Origin of the sequence: Paenibacillus sp. IHB B 3415, assembly GCF_000802655.2 — a bacterium.
GTDB lineage: Bacteria > Bacillota > Bacilli > Paenibacillales > Paenibacillaceae > Paenibacillus_AQ > Paenibacillus_AQ phytohabitans.
Genome location: NZ_JUEI01000135.1, coordinates 1 through 10432 on the forward strand (window position 1 = coordinate 1; position 10432 = coordinate 10432).

General features: G+C 52.6%; 7 protein-coding genes. 4 read left to right on the forward strand and 3 right to left on the reverse strand.

Going from position 1 to position 10432, the window contains the following annotated elements:
• The 3 genes from QW71_RS41700 to QW71_RS34900 all read right to left on the reverse strand — a co-directional run.
• A partial coding sequence (locus tag QW71_RS41700) for a hypothetical protein (RefSeq protein ID WP_235441635.1) occupies positions 1-503 on the reverse strand: 503 nt, incomplete at its 3' end.
• Between the two features lie 251 nt (positions 504-754).
• Complete coding sequence (locus QW71_RS34895) at positions 755-1591, reverse strand: carbohydrate ABC transporter permease (RefSeq protein ID WP_039310293.1); 837 nt, start codon at positions 1589-1591, stop codon at positions 755-757.
• Positions 1591-2481, reverse strand: coding sequence for a carbohydrate ABC transporter permease (locus tag QW71_RS34900; RefSeq protein WP_039310295.1), 891 nt, complete (start codon positions 2479-2481; stop codon positions 1591-1593). The genes QW71_RS34895 and QW71_RS34900 overlap by 1 nt, the downstream gene beginning before the upstream one ends.
• 215 nt (positions 2482-2696) lie before the next feature.
• Here QW71_RS34900 and QW71_RS34905 point away from each other — a divergent pair, with 215 nt between their 5' ends.
• The 4 genes from QW71_RS34905 (at position 2697) to QW71_RS34920 (ending at position 10126) form a co-directional block, all read left to right on the forward strand.
• A complete protein-coding gene (locus QW71_RS34905) occupies positions 2697-4562 on the forward strand; it encodes a sensor histidine kinase (RefSeq protein ID WP_047014140.1) in 1866 nt (621 codons plus the stop codon).
• Entirely contained in the window at positions 4555-6210 is a 1656-nt protein-coding gene (locus QW71_RS34910; protein ID WP_039310297.1) for a response regulator, read from the forward strand. Before QW71_RS34905 ends, QW71_RS34910 begins: the two co-directional genes overlap by 8 nt.
• 123 nt (positions 6211-6333) lie before the next feature.
• Entirely contained in the window at positions 6334-7659 is a 1326-nt protein-coding gene (locus QW71_RS34915; protein WP_039310299.1) for an ABC transporter substrate-binding protein, read from the forward strand.
• A gap of 370 nt (positions 7660-8029) precedes the next feature.
• Positions 8030-10126, forward strand: a complete 2097-nt coding sequence (locus QW71_RS34920) for a glycoside hydrolase family 36 protein (RefSeq protein WP_039310301.1) — start codon at positions 8030-8032, stop codon at positions 10124-10126.
• Positions 10127-10432: the final 306 nt, after the last annotated feature.

The following is a 10432-nucleotide window of genomic DNA, read 5'->3' on the forward strand; positions in this document are numbered from 1 at the left end:
TTAAGCGGGAAATCTCTTAGTTCAACGTCTACTTTCTTGACAGAAGTCCAGAATCCCTCTAATTCCGCCGAAAGTGGGCGGAATGGGGAAACTAAAGGGATAAATCCCTCTGATTCCGCCGAAAGTTGGCGGAATGGGGAAATCAAAGGGATAAGTCCCTCTAATTCCGCCAAAAGTAGGCAGAATGTGAAAATCAAAGGGATAAATCCCTCTGATTTCTCTGAGTGCGGGCCAAAGGAGGAAATGAGGAGCACTAGTGCCCTTGATTTCCCCGAATGAGGGCCAAAGGAGGAAATGAGGGGCATTAGTGCCCTTGATTTCCCCGGATGCGAGCCAAAGGAGCAAATGAGGAGCATAAGTGCCCTTAAATTTACATAAGCTGCACAGGCCACATAGGCCGCATAAGCCCAGCTCGATTTACCTGTTAGGGTGACTTTTGTGTTTGAGATTTGCAGAACCTTTTCCCGCTTAAACAGCGGAGAGGACGGAACGATTGTGTACAAGCGGCAGCGGCCGCCTGAAAGCTTTCCGCAGGAAAGCTCACTTCAGAAGCAGCAGCAGTCTCCGGATTTTCACCACTAAGAAGAATAAATAAAATTTGGACACAAGAGCGATGGGGACAACGGTCTGTTCACACAGCATCCTCACAACACACAAACGTAGATCCTACTCAAATCAAAAGGCACGGCCCAAGCGAAATCCGCTTAGCCGTGCCTTATTTGTCTCCGGCGAGGGGGAGGAGCAGGACCAGAGATCAGCCCTTAACAGCCCCGGCAACTACGCCTTTGACGATGTACTTTTGCAGGAAGATGAAGACAACGATGGATGGCAATACGGCCATTACCATGGCGGTCATGGCATATTGCCAGTCTGAGGTATATTGACCGACGAAGGTGTAAGCGGCCAGTGTCAATGTCTTTGTATCCGGCGAGCCGTTAACCATCAGCAGCGGGAGCAGGAAGTCATTCCAGATCCACATCACGTCGATGATGACGATGGTGGTGGTTACCGATTTCAGCAGCGGGAAGATCACGCTGAAGAACAGGCGGAAGCCGGATGCGCCGTCGATGGTCGCACTTTCATCGATCTCAGTCGGGATTCCCTTCACGAAGCCGTGGTAGATGAATACCGCCAGCGGTGCGCCGAAGCCCCAGTACAAGAGGCCCAGTCCCCAGGTGCTCTCGGACAGATGCAGGTTCTTGGCCGTCTGCAGCACAGTCAGCATGATCGACTGGAACGGAATCAGCATCGGCATAATACACAGGAAGTACAGGACGCCGCTCCATCTGGACTTGGTCCGCGCCAGCTTATAGGCGGCGATGGAGGAGATGAACACAATGCCAAGCAGGCCAACGCCGGTAATGATGAAGTTGTTCAGGAACAGCCGCGGATAGTTGATGAATTTCCAGACATAGGAATAGTTACTGAAGGTCAGGTGCTTCGGCAGTGCGATAACGTCGGTCATGACCTCGCTGAAGCTTTTCAGGGAGTTAATAATCGTCAGGAACAGCGGATACAGGAACAGCAGAGACAATATGACCAAAACAACTTCCAGTATGATCTTGCCTGCCTTGTTGTTGTTTGTTTTCATTATGCCTCAACCTCTCTCCGTTTGAAGACTGTCAGCTGGATGATCGTCACGACAAGTACTGCCAGGAACAGGATAAGCGCTTTCGCCGTACCGTAGCCGTACAGGTTGTTCTGGAACGTATCCCGGTAAATATCATAAGCGATGCTGTAGGTGGTTCCGCCAGGTCCGCCGCCGGTCAGCGACAGAATGACGTCGAATACCTTGATCGAGTTGGTCAGCGCCATGAAGACGGAAATCGTAATCGATGGGGCAAGCAGCGGCAGCGTGATGCTGAAGAATCTTCTCATCGGACCTGCGCCGTCTACAGTAGCAGCCTCCTTAAGATCCTCCGGCACAGACTGCAGACCGGCAATGTAGATGACGAGATAGAAACCGATCGACTGCCAGATGGACACGCCTAAGATGGAGATGAACGCCAGTCCCGGTGTCCCGAGCCAGCTTAAGTCGAAGATAGCCCAGCCGGTGCTCTCACCCAGTGAGTTGAAGCCCTGCATGAAGATGAATTTCCAGATGAAGCCGACAATCACAAGACTGAGGATATAAGGGATAAAGAATGCCGCTCTCAGCCAGGAGGTGCTCTTGAGCTTCATGTCCAGCAGCACGGCCAGCAGAATCGCCAGCACGTTGACGATCACAATGTAAAGGATTGCATATTTAATCGTGAACCAGGCCGCATCGGAGAAGTTGCTATCCCCCGAGAAGATCTGTTTGAAGTTGTCCAGTCCGACGAATTTGGGATGCTTGGAAATCCCGTTCCACTTCGTCATCGAATAACGGATGGTCATGGCAAAGGGAATGTAGAATGCAACTGCGATACAGATCAGAACCGGGAGAGTAAAGATTCCGAATTCGAATTTCTCGCGCCATCTTTTGCCGAGTGTTTTTAACATGGATGCACCTCTTCTTGAGTTATAGGGTGGGAGTATTGTGCCTGGCTTGCCACACATAACCATTCCGGTTAGTCTATATTGTGTATTATAGATCAGACCCCTATACTCAAAAATGGATTTAAGAGTACAGTTAGGGGTAAAAAGGTGAACTGAGTCCGGATGACAAAAATGAGTCTGAGACCGGGACCTGATACACCAGCGGGGAGACGGAGAACATGATTAGACGAACGCTGTACAAGCTGTTTGAGCCTTTACTGGAGCGCATTTCCCGCAGGCTGGCCAACAAACTGATTCTTTTGTTCACTATAATCATCATTCTGGTGGTAAGCTCGCTGACGTACATTTCCTATGGAATGCTGCGCAAGGAATCGGTGAACAACAGCATTGCGAGCACGAGCAACAATCTGCTGCTGGTCGGACGCAATCTGGAGAGTTACCTGAGCGGAATTGAACAATTGTCCCTGCCACAAATCTCATATGATGAGTTCGCTTATGCCATCCTGCATGAATCAGAGGACTACGGCTCCAAGATGTATGTGGAGGATTATCTGAAGAATCTGTATTTCTCCCGCAATGACCTGGAGGCGGTATACCTGTATGTGATCAAGGAGCACAAGTATTATTATGTCACCAAGGAGAACTATAATATTACCGTCCGGGTGACCGAACATCCGCCGATTGAGAATCTGTCCTGGTATAAGCGGGCACTGGCGAGTCCGTTCAACCGCTCCTACCAGTCTTTTGTGGAAGAAGCCCCGGCTGCGGAGAGCAGTGTGGATTATCCTGTTAGCAAGGACAAGGTATTCATGGGGTATCACCGGCTGCTGCGTTCCATTGTATCGAGGGAGCCGCAGGCCGTACTGTCCCTTTATCTTAACTCGTCGGTGACCGATGAGATTATGAAGGATATTCCGTTCAGCACCGGCCAGCATCTGATGTATATCAGCCCGGATAATGAACCTTTTACGGTGGACGATAAGGAATTCTATCAGGGGAGCAGGAAGGCGGGGCTGCTGGACCAATTGACACCGGAGAAGAACGGGCGTGTGACGTGGTCGGATGAAGAACAGAAGTACCTGGTGATCTACGACATCAGTCAAAAAGAAGGCTGGAAGCTCGTCAAGCCGATTCCGTATACAGAAATCTATGCCGCGGCGACAACGACCCGCAAGCTGAATGTATTCATCGGCCTGCTGTTCCTGGTATTGTCCGTGGTGCTGGTCAGCGTCACTTCGAACAGAATTACGAACCCGCTGAAGAATCTGTCGCTGCAGATGAAGCGGTTCAGTACGGGTAGCTTCGATGCCGAGGCAACGGTGGAGGGTAAGGATGAGATCGCCTATCTGTCGCGCCACTTCAATAAGATGGTCGAGAAGACCAATGAACTGATTAATGAACGCTATAAAATGAAAATCGTTGAAAAAAATGCGGTCCTCAAAGCGCTGGAGGCCGAGATTAATCCTCATTTCCTGTACAATGCGCTGCAGGCCATCTCTACTAAGGCGCTCAAGAACAACAATGATGATATCGTCGAGATGGTCGACAATCTGGCCATGACGCTGAGATACTGCATCAGCGGGCGGGATGTTGTGCAGGCCCGGGAAGAGCTGCGGCATATTGAGCGTTATCTGGCGCTGCAGAAGGCGCGGTTCGGCAGCCGGATGCAGGTCGTGTACGATTGGGATGAAAGCCTGATGGAGCTGAGGATTCCCAAGCTGTCGATTCAGACGCTGGTGGAGAACTGCATCAAGCATGCGCTGGAGAAGGTATCCACTACGGTTACCATCCGAATTGAGGCGCATGTTACCGCTACCCACAGCGTAATTTCTGTACTTGATGACGGGCCGGGAATCAAGGAGGAGCGGCTGGAGCAGGTGATGAGCTCTCTGCAGATCCAGTGGGAGGACCGCGATTCGGATGCGGAGGAAGAGGACGGCAATGAGAGCATTGGCCTGAAGAACCTTAACACCCGGCTCAAGCTCTTATATGGAGAAGAGGCGGGATTGGCCATTCACAGTAGTGAACACGGGACACAAATGGATATGCGGCTGCCGCGGGGAGGAGTAGGACAACATGTATAAAGTGCTGATTATAGACGATGAGGAACCTTTGCGCGAAGCGATCAATATTCTGGGGGACTGGAAGGGACTGGGTGTCGGACAGGTTCTGGAGGCGACCAATGGCCAGGCGGGGCTGGAGATGCTGCGCCGGGAGAAATTCGATCTGGTGCTGGTGGATATGAAAATGCCGGAGCTGAGCGGCGCCCAGCTGCTGCAGATCGCCGAGGAGGAGTTCCCGGATCTGCTGCTGATTGTGATCAGCGGCTACAATGATTTCGAATATACGCGCCAGGCGATCCGCTCCAAGGTGGTGGATTATCTTTTGAAGCCGGTCAACCGGACCGATCTTAACCATGCACTGCGCAAGGCGGTGGACATACTCGAAGCGAAGCGGAAGCGGGAGAGCGAGTTCATCAACCGCAATATTACACTGAATATGTCTTTGCCGAAGCTGAAGGAGAAGATGTATTTGTCCATTATAGACCGCAGCTTCAAAACCCAGTCCAATGAAGCCTTCCTGCCGCTGATCGGTGCGGACGGGGCGGCCAGCCATTTCGCTGTAGGTATTCTGCGGATGCTCAATCTGGAGCAGGTGCGTAAAGAAAGATTCCATGAGGACCGGGATCTGCTGCATTTTGCCGTAACTAATGTAATGAATGAGAACAGTGACGGACAGTTTGAATCGTTCAGCTTTGCCAGCCCCAAGGGGGAGCGGGAGTTTATCGCTATCTTTACGATGAAGGGCGGATACGGGGCAGACGCCGCCTTTCTGTCTCTGCATCATATGAAGAAGGCCGCATCCACGCTGAAGGAGCTGTTCGGAATCGTCTGTGCCGGCGGAATAGGTGATCCCTACAGCGATCTCCTGAGTATTGCCGCATCTTATGAGGAGGCCAAGTCGGCACTGGACCGGATTGACCTGCTGGGCATGAAGGGCAGCATGATCCTGCAGAGCGGCGGAAGCATGATGGAGAAGCCGGCGTCCAGGGACAATCCCTCACTGACCGGGCGGATGCCGCAGATCCGCAGCAGCCTGGAGAGCGGTAACGTGAACCATGCGCGCAACATTTTCAGCGAGTTTGTCTCCAAATGGCAGGGTGCGGAGCATTTCACGCTCGGTGAAGCGGACAGAACACTGCAGGAATTCATTATTCTCCTCAATGAGATTGCTGCACAACTGGATGCAGTACCGCCGCAGATCCGCAGCAGCAAGGATAAGGGGCTGAACGCCCTGGGCATCCGCAGCGATTTTGCCTCCTTTGAACAGTTTGAGCGTGTACTTAACCAGATATTCGACGTTTATGCCGGAGAGATCAGCCGGACGTTATCCGGAGACCGCAGCAGCGTGCTGGAAAATATTAAAGCATACATTGATAACCATTATTTTGAGGATATTAAGATATCGATGTTCACGGATAAATATTTCCTGAGCAGAGAATACTTGATGAAGCTGTTCAAGGGGCAGTACGGATACGGCATTCATGAGTATGTGCAAAAGGTGAGAATGGACAAAGCCAAAGCACTGCTGTCCGATCCCGGCCTCAAAATTCAGGATATTTCCGAAATGCTGGGGTACAAGGATAAGAACTATTTCAGCAAGGCGTTCCGCAATTACTATGATTGTTCACCTTCTGAATTCCGGCTGCAGCTGCCTGGGGTAGAAAAGTGAAACGGTTACATGAACACACTTTTTTACCCTCATAAGTTCACTTATGTACATTCTTATCCTTTTTCTTTTTATTTAGAATGATGAGCAAGACCACAAGATGCAAAAGGAAAAGGGGGCAACATCATGTTAAAACGATTTATGGCACTATCTGCGAGTCTGCTGCTCGTCGGCGGACTGCTGGCCGGTTGCGGCGGGAACAACACCAATAATGCCGCTAACAACACGGCTGGAACAAATGGAGCAGAGAATACAGCTACAGATTCTTCCAAGCCCGTCACGATTAATATGTTTACCGCATCTCCCGAGTACACAGACGCTTTCAACGCCTACATCGCTGAATACAAGAAGGTTAAGCCAAATGTAACGATCAATCTGGAAATTATGCAGGCTGACTACAATACGGTGTTAAAATCCAAAATTGCCGCAGGCAGCACGCCTGACGTGTTCCAGACTACCGCTGGCGGCGATATCGATACTTTCGCTGAATACAGTGCTGACCTGACCAATGAACCGCTGGCAGCAGCGATGACAGATGCTGTCCGCTCCAACATGAGCTCCACAGACGGCAAAGTACTGGGACTTCCGGTCAAAGGCAACCTGTTCGTCCTGATGTACAACAAGAAGCTGCTGGCAGATGCCGGCATCACTGAAGTTCCCAAGACTACCGCTGAAATGGATGACGCCATCACCAAGCTCGAAGCTAAGGGCATCACGCCATTCGCCAACGCCTACAAAGAGTGGTGGGTATGGAAGCATATCTTCCAACACTTCGTTGACGCTGCAGCAACTGATGCAGGTACTGACGCTAAGACGCTCGTAGCTGATTTCATCGCCGGCAAAACGACCTTCGCAGATCATCCGGTGCTGAAGGACAACTTCTTCACCTTCATTGATACGACGGTAAAACACGGAACGGACAAGCCGCTGGAACGCGACAGCAATGCTGAAGTCAGTGACTTTGCCCTTGGCAAAACAGCATTCATGACCGGTAAAGGCGCATGGGATGAAGAAGCGATCAAGAAAATCACCCCTGACTTTGATCTCGGCATCGCCGGTTACCCTGTCAGCGACAAAGCTGAGCAGTCCCAGATCATCACCGGTGCCGACCAGGCGCTGCGCATTAACAAGGATTCTGCTGTAGCCGCTGAAACGATTGAATTCTTCAACTGGCTGTACACTTCCGAATACGGTAAGAGCTGGTTCTCCACAGTAGCTAAGGTTATTCCTCCAATCAAGGATGCACCGATGCCTGACCTGCAAATGCCTAAGGAAATGGAAGAAATCCTGAAAACCGAGAAATCCGGCGACCTGTCGGTGAACTACTCGCTGGATACGTTCCACCAGAAATTCGGTGAATTGATGCAGGCTTATATCGGCGGCAGCAAGACTAAGGATCAAGCGATTGATGAAATTCAAAAGGCCTGGATTCAATTCGGGTCCGCTCAATAAAAGCTTTAGTAACGGGAGGGCCTCCGAAGTAGAATTATTACTGAGGGGGCCTTCTTTTTATGTAACGCGGATTTGTGGCGGTGGCGGGCGGCCAGTGGCTGGACGTAACTGCGGTGAATGTTCGGGCTTCGGCCGCTGTTATGTTTGGATTTCCTGATTAAACTGCTGGCCGCAGTAGAAATCCAAACATAAAGGCGGACGCTGACGCTCCTCCAACCCAAACTTCACCTCCGTTACTGCGCCACTTATGCGAGCAGCGCAAGAAATCAGCAGTTACGAATATAAGAGAAGGCCTTATAATCAGGGGAGACCGAAAAACAGGGAAACCAAGGAGAACAATATTAACATTTGTCAGGAGGCCAAATTACACATGAGCAGCAAGCTGATCGATATTGCCGAGAACGGACTTTATCTTACAATTGAAATAACGGAAGAGCAGGATGTACGGCTGCTGCATTTCGGGGCGGCGCCGCTTGAAGCGGGAAGGATTGAAGAGAAGAGCAAGGTGGGCTTCCGGCTGCTGGAGCTTCAGCTGTCAGGTGAGGACCGGGCTGAATATCACGGGCGGACGCACCGCGCGTCGTATCCGGGGCTGCGTATGGTGTATGGCGGGCACAGCGATACGGTAAATCCGCTGGGACGCAAGCTGGAGATTACACTCGTTGATCCGCTGACAGGAGTGAAGGCGGTGCAGCATTATCAGTTCTATACAGGTGTGCAGATTGTGCGCTCCTGGACAGTGCTGCGCAATGAAGGGGATGCGGATACTGCGGTAGAATACATTTCTTCGTTTGCGCTTACTGGAGTGGACAAAGAGGGCAGCAAAGACCGGGGCGATAAAATCGAAGTGAGCCTTGCTCACAGCGGCTGGCAGAGCGAGCTGCAGTGGAAGAGCTACAGCCTACCGGAGCTGGGTATGTCCCATCTGGCCGACCGCGGCTCGAAGCGGATTGCCGCCAGCAATACCGGCTCCTGGTCGGCGGCTGAGCTGCTGCCGATGGCGGTACTGCAGAATAAGGAGAGCGGGACAAGCCTGTTCTGGCAGATTGAGCACAACGGCTCCTGGCACTGGGAGCTGACGGATCAGTACGACCAGCTCACGCTGCTGGTCAGCGGGCCTACGGAGCATGACAACCACTGGTGGATGAAGCTGGCCCCGGGTGAAGAATTCACCTCTGTGCCGGTGGCCGCAGGCGCTGTGCAGGGCGGCTTCCAGGGCGCGGCAGAGCAGCTGACCGCATACCGGCGGATCATCCGCAGACCGAATGAGGACAATGAGCTGCTGCGGATTATTTTTAATGACTATATGAACTGCCTGTGGGGAAGCCCGACGACGGAGAAGCTGCTGCCGCTGATTGATGCCGCCGCCGATGTCGGCTGTGAATACTTCTGTATCGACGCCGGCTGGTATGCCCCGGGCGAGTGGTGGGACGGCGTGGGCCAGTGGGAGCCGTCGATCGAGCGGTTCCCGGAAGGCATCAAATATGTGCTGGACTATATCCGCAGCAAAGGAATGATTCCCGGACTCTGGCTGGAGCTGGAGGTTATGGGGGTCAACAGTCCGAAGCTGGCTGAGACCGACGACAGCTGGTTCTTCATGCGCCACGGCAAACGGGTGAAGGACCGCAGCCGGTATCAGCTGGATTACCGCAGCCCGAGGGTCATAGAGCATGCCAATGGCGTCATTGCCCGGCTGGTGGAAGAATACGGTGTCGGATATATCAAGATGGACTACAACATCAACGCAGGGATCGGCACAGAGACAGATGCCGACAGCTTCGGGGACGGCCTCTTGCAGCATAACCGGGCCTATCTGGCCTGGCTGGACAGTATCTTCGTCCGTTACCCGCAGCTGGTGATTGAGAACTGCTCCAGCGGCGGCATGCGGATGGACTATGCCATGCTCAGCCGTCACAGCATCCAGTCGACCAGCGACCAGGAGGATTATGTGCAGTACGCGGCCATTGCCGCAGGCTCCCCGGCAGCGCTGACGCCGGAGCAATCGGCCGTGTGGTCGTATCCGCTGCGCGAAGGCGATGATGAAGAGGTCATCTTCAACATGGTCAATGCGCTGCTGCTCCGCGTTCACCAGAGCGGCCATCTGGCCGAGCTTGCTCCGCAGCGCAGAGCCCTGGTGAAGGAGGCGCTGGATTATTACAAATCCATCCGCGCCCATATCCCGCAGGCGTTCGCCTTCTGGCCGCTCGGTCTGCCGGACAGCCGCGGGGAATGGGTCAGCTTCGGCCTGCGCCATGGCGACATCCGCTATATTGCCGTATGGCGTATTGCCGGAGATGCAGCCGGGATTACGCTGCCCGTCCCTGAGCTGAAGGGACAGGCCGCAGAGGCCCGCTGCGCCTATCCGCAGGCGCATGGCTCCGAATGGAGCTGGAACCCGGCGGAAGGCAGCCTGAGCGTCTCGCTGCCGCCGGGCAAGACCGCGAGGCTCTTCGAGCTTCGGTCTTAGGATTAACCCTCAATAAGAACCGCCCCCTCAAGGGCTGGAGGATAGTACTCCAGCTATATGAGGGGGTGTTTTTATAGATAGGGGAATCAACCGTCTGCATCAACCGTCTGATTCCCGAACCCGTTGTTCGATTCACTTCCCGCGATTTTGTGTATAAACGAAGCAGACGTTGAAAAGGTATGGTAAATATAGGAAGTGGAAAAAGGTATCTTAATTTGCCCGTTTTCAGAGTTCTGGACCTATTAAGTGGAAAAAGACAGACTGTTGAAAAAGTCGATTTTCAAGCTGCTACATTCCCGGAAATTC

Coding starts and splice junctions, on each gene's coding strand:
- QW71_RS34895 (WP_039310293.1), bottom strand. CDS start 1,591: ATGAAAACAAACAACAACAAGGCAGGCAAGATCATACTGGAAGTTGTT.
- QW71_RS34900 (WP_039310295.1), bottom strand. CDS start 2,481: ATGTTAAAAACACTCGGCAAAAGATGGCGCGAGAAATTCGAATTCGGA.
- QW71_RS34905 (WP_047014140.1), top strand. CDS start 2,697: ATGATTAGACGAACGCTGTACAAGCTGTTTGAGCCTTTACTGGAGCGC.
- QW71_RS34910 (WP_039310297.1), top strand. CDS start 4,555: ATGTATAAAGTGCTGATTATAGACGATGAGGAACCTTTGCGCGAAGCG.
- QW71_RS34915 (WP_039310299.1), top strand. CDS start 6,334: ATGTTAAAACGATTTATGGCACTATCTGCGAGTCTGCTGCTCGTCGGC.
- QW71_RS34920 (WP_039310301.1), top strand. CDS start 8,030: ATGAGCAGCAAGCTGATCGATATTGCCGAGAACGGACTTTATCTTACA.